The 19,210-nt window shown below is 68.9% G+C and carries 20 protein-coding genes; 13 read left to right on the top strand and 7 right to left on the bottom strand.

Annotated features, from left to right (window positions below; all coding sequences use genetic code 11):
* Window positions 1–5 precede the first annotated feature (5 nt).
* Together AC1RIF_RS10390 and AC1RIF_RS10385 are read right to left on the bottom strand one after the other, a co-directional pair.
* Window positions 6–662 carry a response regulator gene (locus tag AC1RIF_RS10390; protein ID WP_492601266.1) on the bottom strand — a complete coding sequence of 219 codons (657 nt, stop codon included), beginning with the start codon at window positions 660–662 and terminating at the stop codon, window positions 6–8.
* Window positions 659–1,897, bottom strand: coding sequence for a sensor histidine kinase (locus AC1RIF_RS10385; protein WP_492601265.1), 1,239 nt, complete (start codon window positions 1,895–1,897; stop codon window positions 659–661). Before AC1RIF_RS10385 ends, AC1RIF_RS10390 begins: the two co-directional genes overlap by 4 nt.
* A gap of 109 nt (window positions 1,898–2,006) precedes the next feature.
* Between AC1RIF_RS10385 and AC1RIF_RS10380 the strand changes: the two genes are divergently transcribed.
* Window positions 2,007–2,189 carry a hypothetical protein gene (locus tag AC1RIF_RS10380; protein ID WP_492601264.1) on the top strand — a complete coding sequence of 61 codons (183 nt, stop codon included), beginning with the start codon at window positions 2,007–2,009 and terminating at the stop codon, window positions 2,187–2,189.
* On the top strand, window positions 2,179–2,889 hold the full coding sequence (locus tag AC1RIF_RS10375) for a GAP family protein (RefSeq protein WP_492601263.1): 711 nt from the start codon (window positions 2,179–2,181) through the stop codon (window positions 2,887–2,889). The genes AC1RIF_RS10380 and AC1RIF_RS10375 overlap by 11 nt, the downstream gene beginning before the upstream one ends.
* Window positions 2,890–2,942: 53 nt before the next feature.
* Here AC1RIF_RS10375 and AC1RIF_RS10370 read toward each other — a convergent pair whose 3' ends face one another.
* The gene (locus AC1RIF_RS10370) at window positions 2,943–3,683 is read right to left on the bottom strand and encodes an amidohydrolase family protein (protein ID WP_492601262.1); all 741 of its coding nucleotides are present in this window, start codon (window positions 3,681–3,683) and stop codon (window positions 2,943–2,945) included.
* A gap of 87 nt (window positions 3,684–3,770) precedes the next feature.
* Complete coding sequence (locus tag AC1RIF_RS10365) at window positions 3,771–5,135, bottom strand: FAD-dependent oxidoreductase (protein WP_492601261.1); 1,365 nt, start codon at window positions 5,133–5,135, stop codon at window positions 3,771–3,773.
* Window positions 5,136–5,448: 313 nt separating this feature from the next.
* On the opposite strand from AC1RIF_RS10365, the gene AC1RIF_RS10360 reads away from it, so the two are divergent.
* From AC1RIF_RS10360 to AC1RIF_RS10340, 5 genes are all read left to right on the top strand, one after another.
* A complete protein-coding gene (locus tag AC1RIF_RS10360; protein ID WP_492601260.1) occupies window positions 5,449–5,871 on the top strand; it encodes an Rv0361 family membrane protein in 423 nt (140 codons plus the stop codon).
* 79 nt (window positions 5,872–5,950) lie between these two features.
* Window positions 5,951–6,409: a rhodanese-like domain-containing protein gene (locus AC1RIF_RS10355; RefSeq protein WP_492601259.1), complete on the top strand. Its 459-nt coding sequence runs from the start codon at window positions 5,951–5,953 to the stop codon at window positions 6,407–6,409.
* On the top strand, window positions 6,406–7,629 hold the full coding sequence (locus AC1RIF_RS10350) for an O-succinylhomoserine sulfhydrylase (RefSeq protein WP_492601258.1): 1,224 nt from the start codon (window positions 6,406–6,408) through the stop codon (window positions 7,627–7,629). Before AC1RIF_RS10355 ends, AC1RIF_RS10350 begins: the two co-directional genes overlap by 4 nt.
* An 86-nt stretch (window positions 7,630–7,715) precedes the next feature.
* On the top strand, window positions 7,716–9,071 hold the full coding sequence (locus tag AC1RIF_RS10345; RefSeq protein ID WP_492601357.1) for a bifunctional adenosylcobinamide kinase/adenosylcobinamide-phosphate guanylyltransferase: 1,356 nt from the start codon (window positions 7,716–7,718) through the stop codon (window positions 9,069–9,071).
* A 141-nt stretch (window positions 9,072–9,212) separates the two neighbouring features.
* Window positions 9,213–10,355 (top strand): serine hydrolase domain-containing protein, encoded by a 1,143-nt coding sequence (locus AC1RIF_RS10340; protein WP_492601257.1) that lies wholly within the window; start codon window positions 9,213–9,215, stop codon window positions 10,353–10,355.
* A gap of 11 nt (window positions 10,356–10,366) precedes the next feature.
* Here the strand turns inward: AC1RIF_RS10340 and AC1RIF_RS10335 are convergent, their stop codons facing one another.
* Both AC1RIF_RS10335 and AC1RIF_RS10330 read right to left on the bottom strand, forming a co-directional pair.
* The gene (locus tag AC1RIF_RS10335) at window positions 10,367–11,182 is read right to left on the bottom strand and encodes an HAD-IIA family hydrolase (RefSeq protein WP_492601256.1); all 816 of its coding nucleotides are present in this window, start codon (window positions 11,180–11,182) and stop codon (window positions 10,367–10,369) included.
* Window positions 11,179–12,183, bottom strand: coding sequence for an alpha/beta hydrolase (locus AC1RIF_RS10330; protein ID WP_492601255.1), 1,005 nt, complete (start codon window positions 12,181–12,183; stop codon window positions 11,179–11,181). Before AC1RIF_RS10330 ends, AC1RIF_RS10335 begins: the two co-directional genes overlap by 4 nt.
* A gap of 152 nt (window positions 12,184–12,335) precedes the next feature.
* On the opposite strand from AC1RIF_RS10330, the gene AC1RIF_RS10325 reads away from it, so the two are divergent.
* The 4 genes from AC1RIF_RS10325 to AC1RIF_RS10310 all read left to right on the top strand — a co-directional run bounded on the left by AC1RIF_RS10325 (window position 12,336) and on the right by AC1RIF_RS10310 (window position 15,287).
* On the top strand, window positions 12,336–13,064 hold the full coding sequence (locus tag AC1RIF_RS10325; protein ID WP_492601254.1) for a hypothetical protein: 729 nt from the start codon (window positions 12,336–12,338) through the stop codon (window positions 13,062–13,064).
* The gene (locus AC1RIF_RS10320) at window positions 13,061–13,546 is read left to right on the top strand and encodes an RDD family protein (RefSeq protein ID WP_492601253.1); all 486 of its coding nucleotides are present in this window, start codon (window positions 13,061–13,063) and stop codon (window positions 13,544–13,546) included. The genes AC1RIF_RS10325 and AC1RIF_RS10320 overlap by 4 nt, the downstream gene beginning before the upstream one ends.
* A gap of 76 nt (window positions 13,547–13,622) precedes the next feature.
* Window positions 13,623–14,636, top strand: coding sequence for a glucose-6-phosphate dehydrogenase (coenzyme-F420) (fgd, locus tag AC1RIF_RS10315; RefSeq protein ID WP_492601252.1), 1,014 nt, complete (start codon window positions 13,623–13,625; stop codon window positions 14,634–14,636).
* Between the two features lie 48 nt (window positions 14,637–14,684).
* Window positions 14,685–15,287: a suppressor of fused domain protein gene (locus AC1RIF_RS10310; protein WP_492601251.1), complete on the top strand. Its 603-nt coding sequence runs from the start codon at window positions 14,685–14,687 to the stop codon at window positions 15,285–15,287.
* A 23-nt stretch (window positions 15,288–15,310) separates the two neighbouring features.
* Here AC1RIF_RS10310 and AC1RIF_RS10305 read toward each other — a convergent pair whose 3' ends face one another.
* Window positions 15,311–15,820, bottom strand: coding sequence for a nitroreductase/quinone reductase family protein (locus AC1RIF_RS10305; protein WP_492601250.1), 510 nt, complete (start codon window positions 15,818–15,820; stop codon window positions 15,311–15,313).
* Between the two features lie 39 nt (window positions 15,821–15,859).
* Between AC1RIF_RS10305 and pta the strand changes: the two genes are divergently transcribed.
* Both pta and AC1RIF_RS10295 read left to right on the top strand, forming a co-directional pair.
* Window positions 15,860–17,935, top strand: a complete 2,076-nt coding sequence (gene pta, locus AC1RIF_RS10300) for a phosphate acetyltransferase (protein ID WP_492601249.1) — start codon at window positions 15,860–15,862, stop codon at window positions 17,933–17,935.
* 2 nt (window positions 17,936–17,937) lie between these two features.
* Entirely contained in the window at window positions 17,938–19,128 is a 1,191-nt protein-coding gene (locus AC1RIF_RS10295) for an acetate/propionate family kinase (RefSeq protein WP_492601248.1), read from the top strand.
* Window positions 19,129–19,210: the final 82 nt, after the last annotated feature.

Genomic DNA, 19,210 nt, shown 5'->3' with positions numbered 1-19,210 from the left:
GTCCGTCACAGGTCGAGTTCGCGAGCGAGGAGCGCGGCCTGGACCCGCGACGCCAATCCGAGCTTGGACAGCACCCGCGACACGTGCGTCTTGATCGTGGGAGCCCCCACCCCCAGCTCCCGGGACAACTCGGCGTTGGACAGGCCCTGCCCGAGCAGCCGCAGCACCTCGAGCTCTCGGTCGGTCAGGTCGTCGAGTGCCGTCGGTGGGGTACGGCGCGCGGGGACTCGAACGAACTGGTCGATCAACGCGGATGCGGCGCGGGGTGCCAGCACGGACTCTCCCGCCGCGACCGTGCGCACCGCCGCAGTCAGTTCATCCGCAGTCGCGGTCTTCACGAGGAACCCCGACGCGCCGGCGCGCAGCGCGCCGAACACGTACTCGTCGAGGTCGAATGTGGTGAGCACGACCACCCGGCTGTCGGTGGTGCCGGTGATCGCACGTGTCGCCGTGATGCCGTCCGTGCCGGGCATCCGCACGTCCATCAGGACGATGTCCGGGCGGTGGGTGCGCGCGAGCGTCACCGCCGACGTCCCCGAATCCGCCTCGGCTACGACGTCGATGTCCGGTTGGCCGTCGAGGATCATCGCGAGTCCCGCACGGATGGCGGCGTGGTCGTCTGCCAGCACCACGCGGATCGGCAGTCCGTTGCGCTCGTTCATTCGGCAGTTCCCCGTGACTCGAGCGGCAGCACGGAGTCGACGATCCAACCGTCCGGTGCCGCGCCCGCGTGCAGCCGGCCACCCAGGAGTTGGGCGCGTTCCGTCATGTTGCGCAGACCCTGCCCGCCGGACGCTGCGGAGGGTTCGTTGCCCGGGTCGCACAGGATCGGGTTGTGCACGCGCAGCCGAACGGCATCGGGATCCTGCCGGATGACGATTGAGATCTGCTGACCGGGAGCATGTTTGACTGCATTGGTGATCGATTCTTGCACTATCCGGTACGTGGCGTGATCCACCACGCTGGACAACGATTCGGGATTGGTCGCGATGCGGGCGTCGACGGCGCTTCCGGCCGCGCGCGCACCGGCTATCAGCGAGTCGAGGTCGCTCAACCGTGGTGGGGCGCCAGGATCATCCGGATCGGTCTCGGCTCGGAGCAGATCGATCATCGAGCGCATCTCGTTCAGCGCGGCGACGCTCCCCGCCCGGATGGCGGTCAGGACGTTGTCGAGAGTCGGATCGGTCCCGGTGGTCCGTCGAGACAGCGCGGCCTCCGATTGAATCGCGATCGCCGACAGGTGACTCGCGATCACGTCGTGCAGATCCCGAGCCATGCGATTCCGTTCGTGGGCGACCGCGGCCGCCCGGTCTGCCTCTGCGAGGGCCCGCATCGTCTCGGCCCGTGCCCGTTCGGCGGCCGCGACCTCCTGGTGGCGACGGATCGCGAGCGCCCACCACACGGGCGTCGTGAAGAACAGTGCGAGGACGATTCCCGCCGCCGCGGCCGCGCGGCCGTTCTGCCATCCGACGTAGGCGGCAGCAGTGAGGACGACGACCGCCGCTCCGGTGGCGTAGCAGACTGCCCGGCTGACGCGGGGCCGCCCGTACAACACCGCGGCGTAGACGAGATCGGAGAGAACCAGCCACACGGGGACGGTGGGGCCGAGTGCGAGATCGACGGCAGAGAGGGCTGCACCGGCGATCAGGGCCGCCCCAGGGGACGTACTGCGGAAGGTGTCCGCTGCGGCGATTGCGACGAGCAGCGCGACCCGAACACCGGCGGGGGTGCTGCTCGGCCCGGTGCCGAGTTGAAATGCGCCGACGGCATACAGGACCAACCCGATGACGAGCATCCCGCCTGCGATCAGGATGTCATCACGGCGGCGTGACCGGGCGGTGCTCACGTGCCGGCGCGTCCGCAGGCCGCCCCGCGACGGTTGCAACGGATACGCCATCGCTCCATCACAGCACAGTGGACAGTCGGACCCGTCATACCAAGTGATGACGTCGCAGCCGCCCGGCGGCTGATGTGTCGCCCCGGAGGGCGCCAGCAGTATTCGTGGCATGCAGTTACGACTTGCGGCAATGTTCGGAGTGTTCCTGATCGTCGTCGGGGCGGCGTTGTGGTTGTTCGCACGCGACGCCGAGCTCTTCTGGTTCCGGGGCGGACCGCTCGGCATAGCACTCGTGGCGGTCGGGGTGATCGACGTCGTCAGCGCGCGTAGGACAGGCGGCAGTGGGCGTTGACGTGAACGCGATGCTGCTGGCATCGCTGGCAGGCCTTGCGCTCGTGGACAGTACGAGTATCGGCACGCTGGTGTTGCCGGTTTGGATGCTGCTCACGCCCGGCCGCCCACCCCTCGGACGGATCGTCCGCTACTTGGTGGCGATCTCCGGGTTCTATCTCGTCGTCGGCGCGGCACTTCTGACCGCGGCGCGTGCGGGCCTCGAAGTTGGCGGCCCGATGCTGGAATCTCCTGTGGCAAAGGCGGTCCAGTTGGCGGTCGGTGCGGTTCTGTTCGCGCTGAGTTTCCGCTTCGACTCGAAGAAGCGCCGCGAACGTGGGGAGTCGAGTCGTGTTGTCCGCTGGCGCGATCGGGCACTCACGAGGGGCGGGTCCGGCGGTGTCGCCACACTGGCGCTCACGGCGGGAACGCTGGAGTTGGTCACGATGGTCCCCTACCTCGCTGCCATTGCCCTGATCGTGTCCGTGGGTGCGCCGACCGTGCTGTCGATTCCCCTGCTCGCCGCGTACTGCATGGTGATGATCCTCCCGGCCGTTACCCTGCTGGGGCTGCGGATCCTGGTCGGGAAGCGAGCCGACGGCGTCCTGCACCGGATCGACGACTTCTTCACCCGCAACGCGGACAGCGCGGTCGGTTGGGCGCTGGGAATAGCGGGCTTTCTGCTCGCGAGAGACGCCGCGAGTGCCCTGTTCGCGCTATGAGACAGTCCGGAAGAACCAGTCGTCGTTGCGACCCGGATCGGTCCTGGCCCGGCTCAGCCGCAGCGGTACCACTCGCGCGCGTTGCCGCCGAGGACCGCCTCGAGGTCGTCGCCGACGGCGTCGGCGAGGATGTCGACGTCGGCGGCCTCGAATGCACGCCGGGCACGGGTGCCCGGCAGGTCCGTACCGAACATCAGCGCCTTCGGATTGACGGCGTGGACCTGCCGGATGGCGCTGCCGACGTCGTCGATCGACGTGCGTCCGAACCCGGTGGCCTTCACCTTGGCGCCGCGGTCGACGAGATTGAGCAGGTAACGCAGCCCGCGCGTCGACATCCCCAGGTGGTCGATGCTCACCGCGGGCAACTTCGCGAACACCGGCTCGAGTGACAGCAGCAGCGTCGCGTCCACGTAGAACTCGGCGTGCCAGCCCACCAGTTCGTACGCCCGCAGGGCCTGCGTCGTGAGCAGTTGGACATCGGTGGCGCTGCGCCGCAGATTGAATCGCACCCCGCGGACCCCGGCCCGGTCGAGTTCGAGGATGTCCTCGTCGGTGGCGTCGGGATCGAGGTGTGTGACGCCCACCCAGCCGTCGCCGAGTTCGCGCAGCGCGGCCAACAGTTGCGGCCGACCGAGCGTGCCCTGGTACGACGCGGTCACCACCGCCCCGCCGTCGACGCCGAAGCCCTGCATGCGGCGGCGGTAGTCGTCGATCGTGAACGGATCGGGCAGGTACCCGTTGTTCTCCACGAGCGGGAACCGCGGGTCGATGATGTGCACGTGCGCGTCAAACACGTGTTCATCATGCCTCCCGAAACAGCTGAAGGGTCCCGTCATGCGCTGACAGCGCGTGACGGGACCCTTCAGTTGGAAGCCTGGGCGTCAGGCCTTGTGCGGCTCGCTGGCGCGCAGCATGTCCTCGCGCTCGACGACCTTGACGCGCTCGCGGCCCTCGGGCTCGCCGAGGGAACGCTCGTGGGCGTCGAGGCGGTACCAGCCCTGCCACGTCGTGTACGGGACACCCTTGCCCTCGAGGAATTCGATGATCGCGTCCTCGCCCGGCTCGGCCGCACCGGCGAAGTTCGGGGCGTCCTCGAGCAGGCAGGCGATGGTCTCGTTGGCGTCGCCCTTGGTGTGGCCGATCAGGCCGACCGGGCCACGCTTGATCCAGCCGGTGACGTAGGTGGCGTCGATGTGCTTGCCGTCCTCGTCCAGTACGCGGCCGGCCTCGTTGGGGACGGTCCCGGCCTGGTCGTCGAACGGCAGCTTCGCGATGTTCTGCGACAGGTAGCCGACGGCGCGGTAGACGGCCTGGACGTCCCAGTCCTTGAACTTGCCGGTGCCGCGGACGTTGCCGGTGCCGTCGAGTTCGGTTCGTTCGGTTCTCAACCCGACGACCTTGCCGTCCTCGCCGAGGACCTCGTGGGGGGACTCGAAGAAGTGCAGGAACAGCTTGTGCGGGCGGTCGCCCTGGTCGCGGATGGCCCAGTCCTGCAGGGTGTTGGCGACCATGTCGACCTGCTTGGAGCCGCGGCGGGCGGCCTCGGAGCCCTCGTCGTAGTCGATGTCCTCGGGGTCGACGATGACCTCGATCGTGGGGGAGTGGTCCAGCTCGCGCAGTTCGAGCGGCGTGAACTTGGCCTGTGCGGGGCCGCGGCGGCCGAAGACGTGGACCTCGACGGCCTTGTTGTTCTTGAGACCCTCGTAGACGTTCGCGGGGATCTCGGTGGGCAGCAGTTCGTCGCCGGTCTTGGCCAGGACGCGGGCGATGTCGAGAGCGACGTTGCCGACGCCCAGCACGGCGACCTTCTCGGCCTCGAGCGGCCACGTGCGCGGGACGTCCGGGTGGCCGTCGTACCAGGAGACGAAGTCGGCGGCGCCGTAGCTGCCGTCGAGGTCGATGCCCGGGATGTTCAGGGCGCGGTCGGCGTTGGCTCCGGTGGAGAAGATCACGGCGTCGTAGTAGCGGCGCAGGTCGTCGAGGGTGATGTCGTTGCCGTAGTCGATGTTGCCGAGCAGGCGGACCTGGTCCTTGTCGAGGACCTTGTGCAGGGCGGTGATGATGCCCTTGATCCGCGGGTGGTCCGGTGCGACGCCGTACCGGATCAACCCGAACGGGGCCGGCATCCGCTCGAACAGGTCGATGCTCACCTCGGTGTCGGACTTCATGAGCGCATCGGCGGCATAGATTCCGGCCGGGCCGGCACCGACGATGGCCACGCGCAGTGGACGAGTCTGGTCAGTCATCTGAGGCGAACTACCTTTTCGATTGGACGGACGTGCTGGTGGTTGTACGACAGCCGTGTGCGAAGCTCCAGCTTAAACTAAGCCCTACCTAACACGTGGTGCTGTCGGACTGTCGCGGGGTGGTGGTTTCCCCCGAACCCACCGTCCCCAGCCTTCATGCTAGAACCCGCGCGGCGACGGCACCGCATACTCCCGGTGTCTCCTACCCCCGGGTAGTACGCCCTCGATTGGGGGGTCACAAATTGCGTTTGTGTCTCGGCCTGTTCCTGACCCGGATGGAGAGGACCCGCGCCGTCGGGGGAAAATCGCAGGTATGACCGATCAGCAGGAGCCCCTCGACGACCCCTCGCGCACGACGGCGAAGCCCTTCATCCTCGCCGTGTCAATAGTCGCGATCTTGATGATCGGAATCGTCCTCTCCGCGGTTCTGCGCCCGGCGGAGGAGAGCCGATCCGATGCCGAGCGGATCAATGCGTCCGTCGGTGACTTCGTCCGCGCGACCAACAACGACGACGCCGACGCGATCGATCACATGGTGTGCCAGGGATTCGCGGAGGACCGCTCCCCGATCGCCGGACGCGACGGCGAGGTCAAGGTCGAAGAGGTCACCAACGTCGCGGTGAACGGCGACAACGCCACCGCGGACGTTCGGTTCGACGCGGGCGACGGCAAGGGCGCGACCACCTCGACGTGGCAGTTCGTCCAGGGCGACGGCCTCTGGCTCGTGTGTAACTGACCCGCCGTACCTGCACCGATCGCCCGTTTCCGACCCTCCGCGTGCTACGCCCGCCCGGGCACTGTGGAAAGCTGGAACGGTGAGCTACGCAGGTGACATAACGCCGCAGCAAGCCTGGGAGCTGCTGTGCGAGCATCCGGAAGCCGTGCTCGTGGATGTGCGGACCGACGCGGAATGGCGATACGTCGGGTTGCCCGACACGTCGTCGATCGACCGCCGGACCGTGCTCATCGAATGGGTGAGCTACCCCACGGGTGCGCGCAACGAGTCCTTCGTCGACCAGTTGGTCGAGGCGGGCATCGTCGGTGGGGCCGACGTGGATGGAACTGTCGGCACCGCCGACGGCGAGTCTCCGCGGCCGGTGATCTTCCTGTGTCGCTCCGGACAGCGCTCCATCGGTGCGGCCGAGGCCGCGACCGCCGCCGGCATCGGCCCGTCGTACAACGTGCTCGACGGCTTCGAGGGCGGGCTCGGTGGCGACAACCGTCGCGGCACCGCCGGCTGGCGGGCCGTGGGCCTGCCCTGGAGGCAGTCGTGAGCGCCATCCCGCAGGGCGGATCCTTCCGCAAGACACTGCCCGACTCCGTGCGTCCGGCCACCCTCGGCGTCCGCGGCGGCACGCTGCGCTCGGGCTTCGAGGAGACGTCCGAGGCGATCTACCTCAACTCCGGTTTCGTCTACGAGTCCGCCGAGGCGGCCGAACAGGCGTTCACCGGCGAGGTCGACCACTTCGTCTACTCCCGCTACGGCAACCCCACCGTCAAGATGTTCGAGGAGCGGTTGCGGCTGCTCGACGGCGCGGAGGGCTGCTACGCCACCGCGTCGGGCATGTCCGCGGTGTTCACCGCGCTCGGCGCGCTGCTCGGCAAGGGTGACCGGCTGGTCGCGGCCCGCAGCCTGTTCGGTTCGTGCTTCGTGGTGTGCAACGAGATCCTGCCCCGCTGGGGTGTGGAGACGGTGTTCGTCGACGGCGAGGACCTGGACCAGTGGGAGCAGGCGCTGTCGGTGCCGACCACGGCCGTGTTCTTCGAGACGCCGTCCAACCCGATGCAGACCCTCGTCGACGTCCGCAAGGTGTCGGAGATGGCGCACGCCGCGGGCGCGAAGGTGGTACTCGACAACGTCTTCGCGACGCCGCTGCTGCAGCGCAGCCTCGACCTGGGCGCCGACGTCATCGTGTACTCGGGCACCAAGCACATCGACGGCCAGGGCCGCGTCCTCGGCGGCGCGATCCTGGGCCCCAAGGACTACATCGACGGTCCGGTGCAGCAGCTGATCCGGCACACCGGTCCGGCGCTGAGCCCGTTCAACGCGCACACCTTGCTCAAGGGACTCGAGACGATGCCCCTGCGTGTGCGCCACTCGGTGGACAGTGCGCTGCGGATCGCGCGGTTCCTCGAGGCCGAGGACGCGATCCGTTGGGTCAAGTACCCGTACCTCGAGTCGCATCCGCAGCACGAGCTGGCGAAGTCGCAGATGAGCGGTGGCGGCACCGTCGTCACGTTCGAGCTGGACTCGGCCGACGGGGAGGGCAAGAAGCGCGCCTTCGAGCTGCTCGACAAGCTGCAGGTCATCGACATCTCGAACAATCTCGGTGACTCCAAGTCGCTCATCACCCACCCGGCCACCACCACGCACCGCGCGATGGGCCCGGAGGGGCGTGCGGCGATCGGTCTGTCGGACGGCGTCGTGCGCCTGTCCGTGGGCCTGGAGGATCCCGAGGACCTGCTCGAGGATCTGGCGCAGGCGCTGCGCTGACGTTCGCTGTGTGGCCGAATGTCACACACGTTCAGTTGGACTGAACGCATGTGACATTCGGCCAGTACACACGGAAGGGGTTGGCCATCGAGGTCGTGCTGCTGGGCACCGGCAGTGCCGACGGATGGCCCAACCCCTTCTGCGTGTGTGCGTCGTGTCGTGTCGCCGCCGAGCGTGGTGAGATCCGCGGACAGACCGCGGCCCTGATCGACGACGCGATCCTGCTCGACTGCGGTCCGGACATCCCGCGCGCTGCGGTCCGTGCCGGGCGTTCGCTGGCCGGTGTGAGCCACATCCTCCTCACCCACGCCCACCCCGACCATCTGAATCCGGCGGCGCTGCTGTTCCGGTCGTGGGTGCGGCGCGATCAGCCTCTCGACGTGATCGGTCCGGCCGACGCGCTGGACCTGTGCCGCGACTGGGTGGGGCCGGGCGATCCGGTGCGGTTCGTCCCGGTCGTCCCCGGCGAACGAATTGCCCTGAACGGGTACGAGGTTCGGGTGGTCGAGGCCGCGCACCGGGTGTTCCGCGACGGTGACAGCGCGCTCTACGACATCACCTCCCCGGAGGGGGCGCGGCTGCTGTGGGCCACCGACACCGGGCCGCTGCCGTCGTCGACTCTCGACGCGGTCCACGATGCCCGCTACGACGCGGTGTTCCTCGAGGAGACGTTCGGGACCCGCACCGATCTCGGTGCCGGACATCACGATCTGACGACCTTCCCGCGCACCCTCGCCGCGCTGCGTGACGCCGGCGCCGTCACCGACACCACCGACGTGGTCGCGGTGCACCTGAGCCACTACAACCCGCCGACGCCGGAACTCGTGGAGCGCCTCGCGCCGTGGGGTGCCCGGGTGGTGGACGACGGGACGACGGTGTCGGTGGGTGCGCACGCGGCGACAGCGTCGCCGGGCATCGGACGCACTCTCGTCCTCGGCGGCGCGCGTGCCGGCAAGTCCACCTACGCGGAGTCGCTGCTGGCTGCGCATCCCCGCGTGACGTACCTGGCGACGGGTGGGGTGCACGAAGGTGATCGGGAGTGGGCGGAGCGGATCGCCCTGCACCGGGCCCGGCGTCCGTCGGGGTGGAGCACCGTCGAGACCCCGGATGCGTCCGCGGTGCTGCGGTCCGCGCACGAACCCGTCCTGCTGGACTGCCTCGGCACCTGGCTCACCGGACGCCTCGATCACCACGGCGTGTGGACGAGCGGGGACTGGGCCGCCGTCGACGCCGACATCGCCGACCTGCTCGACGCGATGCGCAGGGTCGCGGTGCCCGTCGTCGTGGTCAGCAACGAGGTCGGCAGCGGCGTGGTGCCGTCGACGCCGGCGGGTCGACGGTTCCGGGACCTGCTGGGACGGGTGAACTCGGCGGTGGCGACGGAATCGGAGTCGGTGGTGCTGGTCGTCGCGGGCGTGCCGACTCCGCTGCGCCCGTCCTGAGTGCCCGTTCTCTCGGTTTCGGCGCGGGAATGCGCGTGACGACCCGAGGCGCGGGCGCTGAGGCCGAATGGTGCTCCGAGGGCGACCGCCACGCCTAGGCTGTCAGGTGGGGCTGCTGTGGGGGTCCGGTTCGAGGTGTTCATGACATCTGTACAGGGTCAATGTGATTCGGCGTTCACGGGCGTCCGCGAGGTGTTCGAGGCGAGCTTCGCCGACGGGCAGAACCTGGGCGCCGCGGTCGCGGTCTACGCCGACGGCCGTCCGGTCGTGGACCTGTGGGGTGGGGTCGCGGACCGGCGCACCGGGCGGACGTGGGCGTGGGACACCCCGTGCGTGGTGTTTTCGTGCACCAAGGCGGTGACGGCGGCGGCGGCGCTGCTGCTCGCCGAACGCGGCTACGTGACGGTCGACGCCCCCGTCGCGCAGTGGTGGCCGGAGTTCGCGCAGAACGGTAAGGACGAGGTCACCGTCGAACATCTGCTCACCCACCGGGCAGGACTGCCGGCGTTCGACGGCCCGGTGTCGGTGGCGCAGGCGGCCGCCCCGGCGGCCATGGCGGAGCGATTGGCCCGGCAGGCACCGGAGTGGGAGCCAGGCACCGACCACGGCTACCACGCCCTGACGTTCGGGTGGCTGGTCGGCGAGGTGGTCCGGCGGCAGACCGGGAAGACGGTGGGCCAGTTCGTCCACGAGGAGTTCGGCACCGACCTGTGGATCGGGGCGCCCCCGGGGACGATCGCCCGAGCGGCCCGGATCAGCGTCCCACGTCGTGGGGAGCCGTCGTCGCCGCTGACGGACGTCGCGACGCAGACCCGGATCGATTCCGCCTACGCCGAACCGGGCTCGCCGATCTTCCGGGCCACCACGAATCCGCTTGCTTCGTACAACGATCCGGCGCTGCTCGGGGGCGGTTGGCCGGCCTCGGGCATGGTGACGACGGCCCGGGCACTGGCCCGGTTCTATCGCGACCTCGTGCACGGAGTGACGTTGAGTCACGAGACGTTGCACGACGCGTTGCGGGAACGGGTCCGCGGACCGGACCGGGTGCTGCTCACCGACAGCGCGTACGGTCTCGGCTTCATGCGGTCGGCGCAGAGTTTCGAACTACCCGAGGTCGCCCGTGGCACCGCGTTCGGGCACCCGGGCGCGGGCGGTGCCGTCGGCCTCGGCGATCCCGACCACGGTCTGGCGATCGCGTTCGTGCCGAACCTCAAGCGCGACTACTTCGCCGGCGACCGGCGCGCGTACCGGCTGATCGAGGCCGCGTATGCCTCGATCACGTGAAACATCCTCGTTCAGAACGGGTTCGCGGTCCGCCCCACGAGATCCGCCACCGACTCGAGGACCAGCGTCGGACGGTACGGGAAGGTCTCGACGGTCGCGCGGGTGGAGATTCCGGTGAGGACCAGGATGGTCTGCAGTCCGGCCTCGAGTCCCGATACGACATCGGTGTCCATCCGGTCGCCGATCATCAGCGTGTTCTCCGAGTGCGCCCCGATCGCGCGCAGCGCCGACCGCATCATCAGAGGATTCGGCTTGCCCACGTAGTACGGCTCGCGGCCGGTGGCACGGGTGATGAGGGCCGCGACCGAACCGGTCGCCGGTAGTGACCCGTCGCGGGACGGACCGGTGGCGTCCGGGTTGGTGGCGATGAACCGCGCGCCGCGCTCCACGAGCCGGATCGCGGTGGTGATCGCCTCGAAGGAGTACGTGCGGGTCTCACCGAGCACCACGTAGTCCGGGTCGTTGTCGGTGAGGACGTAGCCGATCTCGTGCAGCGCGGTGGTGAGGCCGGATTCGCCCACCACGTAGGCGCTTCCGCCGGGTCGCTGATTCTTCAGGAACGTCGCGGTGGCCAGCGCGGATGTCCAGATCGACTGCTCGGGGATGTCGAGGCCGCTGCGCAGCAGTCGGGCCCGTAGGTCCCGTGGCGTCCGGATCGAGTTGTTCGTCAGGACGACGAACGGTGTTCCCGCGTCCTGCAGTTCGGCGAGGAAGGCATCCGCGCCGGGAATCATGTGTTCCTCGTGGACGAGCACGCCGTCCATGTCCATGAGATAGGTCCAACCGGGGTTCCGCTCGTCGGTACTCACGCCACCAGTATCCGTCATGCCCCGATCGCCGGCCCGAGCACCGTCCACGAGTCCCGCATCTCGGCCTCGAACACGCCCCAGGTGTGGCTGCCCACGTCGCGGTAGACGACGGTCGCGGGGATCCCGAGCGACCGCAGGCGGGCGTCCATCACCAGGGTGCAGCGCATCGTGATCGACTCCAGCAGACCGCCCACGATGCCCTGTGGGATGGCGATCAGCGGATCGAGGCGGTCGATGGCGCCGGGCATACCGGTCGCGGCGGACAGATACAACACCTTGCCGCGCAACCGTTCTGCCTGCACCACCGGGTCGTGCTCGATCCATTGCGGACCGCCACCGGGCCCCCACATGTTGTTGACGTTGCCGCCGCCGCGCAGTTCGACCATCGAGCGGACCATCGCCTGCCCGTTGAAGTCGCTGGTGCCCGCGCACCCGCTGTACGAGCCGACGGCGCGGTAGACGTCGGGCGCCTGGATCGCGAGGTCGAGCACCGGGCCGGCCGCCATCGACACCCCGCCGAGGGCGTTGACGCCGGTCGTTCCGAACTGACGATCGATCACCGGCGGCAGTTCCCGGGTGAGGAACGTCTGCCACTTGTTGCGACCCAGCACCGGGTCGTCGTCGGCCCAGTCGGTGTACATGGAGAACTTCCCGCCCACCGGCAGCACCACGTTGACGTGCTTGTCCGCGAAGAACTGCGTCACGTCGGTGTTGTTGTACCAGGAGACGCCGTCCTCGCCGCCGGTGATGCCGGTGAGCAGGTAGAACGTGGGGGCGGGCCCGCCGCCGACCGGATGGATGACATCGCTGGAGACCACCCGGTCCATCGACGGCGAGTACACCGAGATACGAGTCACCCGGTCGCTCACCTGGACGATCCCGGCCACGTGCGCGACGCCCGACGGAGCGGCCCGCGCGGTGAGCGCCCCGCCGAGCAGCGAGACCACCAACACCCCGACGAGAGTGAGTGAGTGGAGGATCCAGTGCCCGGCACCGGCCGTCGCCCCAGAGCTTCTCATCGCGCACCTCCGGCCGAATCGGCCTGAATTGCCTTCTGGCTGAGTGAAGCTCACACGAGCATATCCGCGGGAGTGGCGCGGGGGTGGCGCTTCCGAAGGGCGCCGGACCTGGGAGCGTGCATTTTGCGCCCGATCGGTCTTGGATGTTCGGTATGGACGGCAACCGAACTCCCGATCCGGTCCGCGTCGTGGCCGGATCCGTCGCATTCCTCGGCGACGCACTGCGCTTCGCGGCGGGCACCACACTGGACCTCGCCCGCCGCGTGCCCGGGGTGGACGCCGGTTCGGCCGCACTCGAGTCGCGCGGAGCTCAGACCCTGCGAGCGGCGGACGCGCTCGCCGACCGAGTGCTGCGGGAGATCGTGCGCCGGGTGGTCGCGGCCGCGCTCGCGGAAGTGGACATCACCGCCGTCGTCCGGGACCACGTCGACCTCGACACGATCGCGGAGGGCATCGACATCGAGCGGATCGTCGATCGGGTCGATGTCGACGCGATCGCGGCGCGGGTGGACATCGCGCCGATCCTGGACCGGGTGGACGTCGACGACATTGCTGCGCGTGTGGACGTCGACCGCATCATCGACCGGGTGGACGTGAACGCGATCGCGGCGAAGGTCGACGTGGACGCGATCGCGGCGAAGGTGGACGTCGACGCGGTGATCGAGCGGGTCGATCTGGTGGACCTGTCGAACAGCGTCATCGACGGCGTCGATCTGCCCCGGATCATCCGCGAGTCGACGGGGTCGATGTCGACCGAGGCGGTTCGTGGTGCCCGCAGTCAGGGCATGCACGCCGACGACGCGGTCGCGGGCTTCGTCGGTCGATTGTTCGGCCGCGGTGAGGCAGACGAACAGGGTCTCGGCACGGATGGCGATCGGTGACGGGCACCGTCCGCGAGGATCCGCCGCATCGCCCGGCCGGCATCGTCACCCGCGGTCTGGCGGCGGTGATCGACATCGGCATCGTGCTGGCCATGCTGGTCGGTGTCTATCTGGCCCTGATGTTCGCGCGGTTGTTGTTCTCGCCGCAGGATTTTCGTTTTCCGGAGGTTCGGGCGATCCTGTCGGTGACGACGTTCCTGGCGCTGTCGGTGCTGTACCTGACGGCGTTCTGGGCCACGAGCGGTCGAACGGTCGGGGCCGTCGTGATGGGTCTGCGGATGGTCAGCCGCAACGGCCGCCTCGTGCGCTGGCCACGGTGCGCCGCCCGCGCGGTGCTGTGCGTGCTGTTCGGGTTCGGGCTGCTGTGGGTGGCGATCGACCCGAAGCGCCGCTCCCTGCAGGACATCGTCCTGCGCACGTCGGTGGTGTACGACTGGCGCGCCGACCCCACGATCGTCGAACACCGCGCCCTGCGCGACTGAGACGGGGGTTACTCCGCGTCGGGAGCTCGGGGCATACTCGAACCCAAATCGAATCAGGTAGACGATCGGAGAACCGGTGGTACAGGGACTGAAGTTGGGTTTGAAGGCGTCCGCGGAGCAGTTCGGCCCGCGTGACCTGGTGGAACTGGGCGTGATGGCCGAGGAACACGGCCTCGACAGTGTCACCGTCAGCGATCATTTCCAGCCGTGGCGGCACAACGGCGGCCACGCACCGTTCTCGATCGCGTGGATGACGGCGGTCGGCGAGCGCACCCAGCGTCTGCAGCTCGGCACGTCGGTGATGACGCCGACGTTCCGCTACAACCCGGCCGTCGTGGCGCAGGCGTTCGCGACGATGGGCTGCCTGTACCCGGGACGCGTCATGCTCGGTGTCGGTACCGGTGAGGCGCTCAACGAGATCGCGACCGGGTTCAAGGGCGAATGGCCCGAGTTCAAGGAGCGGTTCGCGCGTCTGCGCGAGTCGGTGCAGCTGATGCGCGACCTGTGGACCGGCGACCGCGTCGACTTCGAGGGCGAGTACTACAGCACCAAAGGTGCGTCGATCTACGACGTTCCCGAGGGTGGCATCCCGGTGTACGTGGCGGCCGGTGGCCCCGTCGTGGCGCGCTACGCGGGCCGTGCGGGTGACGGTTTCATCTGCACGTCCGGCAAGGGCATGGACCTGTACACCGAGAAGCTGATCCCCGCCGTCAAGGAGGGCGCCGAGAAGGCTGCCCGCAACTTCGCGGACATCGACCGGATGATCGAGATCAAGATCTCGTACGACACCGACGCGGACGCCGCCCTCGAGAACACCCGTTTCTGGGCGCCGTTGTCGCTCACTGCGGAGCAGAAGCACAGCATCGAGGATCCGATCGAGATGGAGGCCGCCGCCGACGCGTTGCCCATCGAGCAGGTCGCCAAGCGGTGGATCGTGGCGTCGGATCCGGACGAGGCCGTCGCGCAGATCAAGCCGTATCTCGACGCCGGTCTCAACCACCTGGTGTTCCACGCGCCCGGTCACGACCAGAAGCGGTTCCTGGACCTCTTCGAGCGCGACCTCGCCCCGCGCCTGCGCGCGCTGGCCTGACAGGCGCCGACGCCTGCTCGCTCGGGGCCGACATCTAGGCTTCTGCTCATGGAAGCCAGCGAGGAAGTCCGGGCAGCGGCACGCCGAATCGGTGAGGTGTTCGGTGTGCCGCCGCAGGTGTTGCGGTTCCGGGCTGCGGTCGATCCGGACGAGGACGGCGAGGAGCCGCACGAGGTGTCGATCGCGGTCGGCGACGGATGCCCCGATGCGGGCTACGCGTCGTACGCGACCCTCGACATGGCTCGGTTCCCGACGAACGTCACCACCGAGGACGGTCGCCCGATTCGCACCGAGCTGATCACCGTCGGACGCGCCGGCTATCGGCTTCTCTCCGACGTCCTCGCCCAGTGCGCGTTCCAGGTCGCGTCCGGATCGCTGCACGTCACCCCGAACACCGTCGTTCCCAACGCCGTTCATGCCGCCGATCCGGGCCGGTCCACCCGGCACGCGCTGCTCGTGGTCCCGTTCATCTGGTCCACACTCGAGATTCTCGTCGAACGGGACGAGGATGTGACCACGTGGTTGCAGGCCGTGCCGATCACCGATTCCGAGCTGCAGTTCGCGTCCCAGTTCGGCACCGACGAGCTGTTCACACGACTCGAGTCGGCGGGCGCCGACGTGTCCGACATCGACCGCGCCTCGGTCGTCTGATCCCTGAAACGGAATGCGACCGGTCAGCGGCGGGTGAGGGTGAACATCCGCAGGTCTCGGTCGGTCCGTCCCTGGTAGACGGCGTACGCGCCGGCCAGTTCGACGAACTGCTTGTACAGCCGGTCCTTCTCCTCGCCGACGACCTTCTCGGCGAGGACGGGGATGTCGCGTCCGGCCATCGTCACGCTCGCCTCGGGCTGCGCGAGCAGGTTCGACGTCCACGCCGGGTGGTGCGCCTGCCCGAAGTTGCTGCCCACGACCACCAGGCGGCCGCCGTCGCGGATGTACAGCAGCGGGCTGGTGCGCCGCTGCCCGGACTTTCGCCCGACCGTGTTGAGGAGCACCGTCGGTGCGCCGATGGGGCCGAGGATCGTGTAGCGGCCCTTGCTGCGCAGGAGCAGCCGACGGTCCACCCCGGCGAGCCGGCGGATGGTCCACGACCCGAGTGCGGTCGCGGCGAACGCGGTGCCGGGGCCGCGCAGGATGCTGTTCTCCGAACCCCACCGCACGTCCGGGAATGACGAATCGCTCATGGATGCCGATTATGCGCGATCCTCACTAGGCTGTCGCTCATGGTTGATTCGGGCACCGTGTCGAGCGTCTACATCGCCTCGCCGGAGGGGGACACCGGCAAATCGACGGTCGCGCTGGGTGTGCTGCAGATGCTGTGCGCGTCCACCGCACGGGTGGGCGTGTTCCGCCCGATCGCTCGCGCCACCGACGAGACCGATCACATCCTCGAACTTCTCATCGACCACACGACGGCCGATCTGAGCTACGAGCAGTGCCTGGGCGTGACGTACGAACAGGTCCACACCGACCCGGACGGTGCGCTCAGCGACATCGTGTCCCGCTACCACGACGTGGCCGCCGAATGCGATGCCGTGGTGATCGTCGGCAGCGACTACACCGACGTCGCGAGCCCCAGCGAGCTCGGCTACAACGCGCGCGTCGCGGCCAACCTCGAGGCGCCGGTGCTGCTGACCCTCCGCGGCCAGCACCGTAGCCCCGACGAGGTGCGCCAGCTCGCGCAGATGTGCGCGGTGGAGTTGTCGGCGCAGCACGCGCACCTGGTGGCGATCGTCGCGAACCGGTGCGCGCCGGAGATGCTCGACGAGTACGCGTCGGCACTCGAGCCGCTGGGCGTGCCGGCATGGAGCCTGCCGGAGATCCCGCTGTTGGTGGCGCCGACGATGGCGGAGCTGCTCGATGCCGTCGACGGCGAGCTGTACAGCGGCGACACCGCGTTGCTGCAACGTGAAGCGCTGAAGGTGATGGTGGGCGGCATGACCGCCGAACACATCCTCGAGCGGCTGTCCGAGGGTACCGTCGTGATCGCTCCCGGCGACCGCTCGGACGTTCTGCTCGCGATGGTGAACGCGCATGAGGCGCAGGGATTCCCGTCTCTGGCCGGTATCATCATGAACGGCGGGATCGCGCCGCACCCCTCGATCGCGAAGCTCGTGGCCGGGCTGAACCCGCGGCTGCCGATCCTCACCACCGAGCTGGGCACCTTCGACACGGCCCACACCGCCGCCCAGACGCGGGGGCGCGTCGCGGTGGGGTCACTGCGCAAGGTGGACACCGCGCTGGGTCTGATGGAGCGCCGGGTGGACGCCCCGACGCTGATCGAGCGACTGCGTCTGCAGATCCCGTCGGTCACCACGCCGCAGATGTTCGAGTACCAGTTGATCGACCGGGCCCGCTCGGACCGCAAGCACATCGTGCTGCCCGAGGGGGAGGACGACCGCATTCTGCGGGCCGCAGGACGCCTGCTGCGCCGCCGCGTGGTGGACCTGACGATCCTCGGTGACGAGGCCAAGGTGCGCGGCCGCGCCGCCGAACTCGGGGTGGACCTCTCGTCCGCGACCGTGCTCGATCCCCGTCGGTCCGACCACATGACGGAGTTCGCCGTCGAGTACGCCAAGCTACGGGCACACCGAGGCATGACGGTGGACCGGGCCCGCGAGATCATGACCGACATCTCGTACTTCGGAACCATGATGGTGCACAGGGGAATTGCGGATGGCATGGTGTCGGGGGCCGCGCACACGACGGCGCACACCATCCGGCCGTCGCTCGAGATCATCAAGACGCAGCCCGGGGTCTCGACGGTGTCGAGCATCTTCCTGATGTGCCTGTCGGACCGGGTACTCGCGTACGGCGACTGCGCCGTGGTGCCGGATCCGACCGCCGAGCAACTTGCGGACATCGCGGTGTCGTCGGCCGCGACGGCGGCGCGGTTCGGGATCGAACCGCGGGTGGCGATGCTGTCGTACTCGACGGGCGACTCGGGGTCGGGTGCCGATGTGGACAAGGTCCGCACCGCGACCGCCCTGGTGCGCGAGCGGCGCCCGGACCTGTTGGTGGAGGGGCCCATCCAGTACGACGCGGCCGTCGAGCCCTCGGTGGCGGACGCGAAGCTGCCCGGTTCGGTGGTGGCGGGCCGGGCCACGGTGTTCGTCTTCCCGGACCTCAACACCGGCAACAACACGTACAAGGCGGTGCAGCGCAGTGCGGGCGCCGTCGCGGTGGGGCCGGTTCTGCAGGGCCTGAACAAGCCGGTGAACGATCTGTCCCGCGGTGCGCTGGTCCAGGACATCGTCAACACCGTCGCGATCACCGCGATCCAGGCGCAGGGGGCGTAGTCGTGTCCGAAAATATTGTGCTGGTGATCAATTCGGGATCATCGTCGATCAAGTTCCAGCTGGTCCATCCGGTTGCCGGTGACGCAGTGGGGTCGGGTCTGGTGGAGCGGATCGGGGAGCCGGCGGGCCGGATCGTGTACCGCTACCCGGACGGCGTGATCGAACGTGAGCTCCACATCCCCGATCACGCGGCGGGCCTGCGCGTTGCGGAGCAGGTCATCGCCGAGACCGGTCCGCCGTTGCGCGACCGCGGCATCGTGGCCGTCGGCCATCGGGTGGTCCACGGTGGTGCGGTGTTCCACGAGCCGGTCGTGATCGACGACGCGGTGCTGAAGGAGTTGCGTCGGCTGTCGCCTCTCGCGCCGTTGCACAATCCGCCGAACGTGATCGGGATCGAGGTGGCGCGCGAGCAACTGCCCGACGTCCCGCACGTCGCGGTGTTCGACACCGCGTTCTTCCACACGCTGCCCGACGCCGCCGCGACGTACGCCGTCGACGCCGAGGTGGCGCGTGCGAACCGAGTGCGGCGCTACGGTTTCCACGGTACCTCGCACGAGTACGTGAGCGGGCGGGCGGCGGCATTCGTCGGCCGGGACGACGCGGAGCTGAACCAGATCGTCCTGCACCTCGGCAACGGGGCGTCGGCGTCGGCGATCCGCGGCGGCCGTGCCGTCGACACGTCCATGGGAATGACGCCGCTCGAGGGTCTGGTGATGGGCACCCGCAGCGGCGACCTCGATCCCGGCGTCATCCTGCATCTGGCCCGCAACGCCGGGATGACGGTGGACGAGATCGACGACCTGCTCAACCGACGCTCGGGGCTCAAGGGCCTGTGCGGCGTGAACGACTTCCGCTCGCTGCTGGGGCTCGTCGCCGACGGGGACGTCGCCGCGAAGCTCGCCTACGACGTGTACGTGCACCGGCTGCGCCGCTACATCGGCGCTTACCTCGTGGAGCTCGGTGGCGTGGACGTGATCACGTTCACCGGCGGGGTGGGGGAGAACAACGTCGACGTCCGGCGCGACGCCCTTGCCGGCCTCGACCGCCTCGGTATCGTGGTGGACCAGGCCCGGAACGAGTCGGCGGAGCGCGGTGAGCGCCGGATCAGTTCCGACGCCTCGACGGTGCAGGTGTTGGTGGTGCCCACCAACGAGGAGCTCGCGATTGCACGGAAGGCGATCGCGGCGGCCTGAATCGGGAGAATTGGTGTCCGTCGGCGGGAACTGTCGGGACCTTCGACCCTCGCCGTGGAACCCTCGGACGTCCGAATATGTC

The sequence above is a fragment of the Prescottella sp. GW823-FHT02E09 genome (assembly GCF_058797375.1).
This window is presented reverse-complemented; position numbering and strand designations above follow the sequence as displayed.

Excerpts from the sequence above, each read along its gene's own strand:
- AC1RIF_RS10390 (WP_492601266.1), bottom strand. The coding sequence starts at position 662 with ATGAACGAGCGCAACGGACTGCCGATCCGCGTGGTGCTGGCAGACGAC.
- AC1RIF_RS10385 (WP_492601265.1), bottom strand. The coding sequence starts at position 1,897 with ATGGCGTATCCGTTGCAACCGTCGCGGGGCGGCCTGCGGACGCGCCGG.
- AC1RIF_RS10380 (WP_492601264.1), top strand. The coding sequence starts at position 2,007 with ATGCAGTTACGACTTGCGGCAATGTTCGGAGTGTTCCTGATCGTCGTC.
- AC1RIF_RS10365 (WP_492601261.1), bottom strand. The coding sequence starts at position 5,135 with ATGACTGACCAGACTCGTCCACTGCGCGTGGCCATCGTCGGTGCCGGC.
- AC1RIF_RS10360 (WP_492601260.1), top strand. The coding sequence starts at position 5,449 with ATGACCGATCAGCAGGAGCCCCTCGACGACCCCTCGCGCACGACGGCG.
- AC1RIF_RS10340 (WP_492601257.1), top strand. The coding sequence starts at position 9,213 with ATGACATCTGTACAGGGTCAATGTGATTCGGCGTTCACGGGCGTCCGC.
- AC1RIF_RS10335 (WP_492601256.1), bottom strand. The coding sequence starts at position 11,182 with ATGACGGATACTGGTGGCGTGAGTACCGACGAGCGGAACCCCGGTTGG.
- AC1RIF_RS10330 (WP_492601255.1), bottom strand. The coding sequence starts at position 12,183 with ATGAGAAGCTCTGGGGCGACGGCCGGTGCCGGGCACTGGATCCTCCAC.
- AC1RIF_RS10325 (WP_492601254.1), top strand. The coding sequence starts at position 12,336 with ATGGACGGCAACCGAACTCCCGATCCGGTCCGCGTCGTGGCCGGATCC.
- AC1RIF_RS10310 (WP_492601251.1), top strand. The coding sequence starts at position 14,685 with ATGGAAGCCAGCGAGGAAGTCCGGGCAGCGGCACGCCGAATCGGTGAG.
- AC1RIF_RS10305 (WP_492601250.1), bottom strand. The coding sequence starts at position 15,820 with ATGAGCGATTCGTCATTCCCGGACGTGCGGTGGGGTTCGGAGAACAGC.
- pta (WP_492601249.1), top strand. The coding sequence starts at position 15,860 with ATGGTTGATTCGGGCACCGTGTCGAGCGTCTACATCGCCTCGCCGGAG.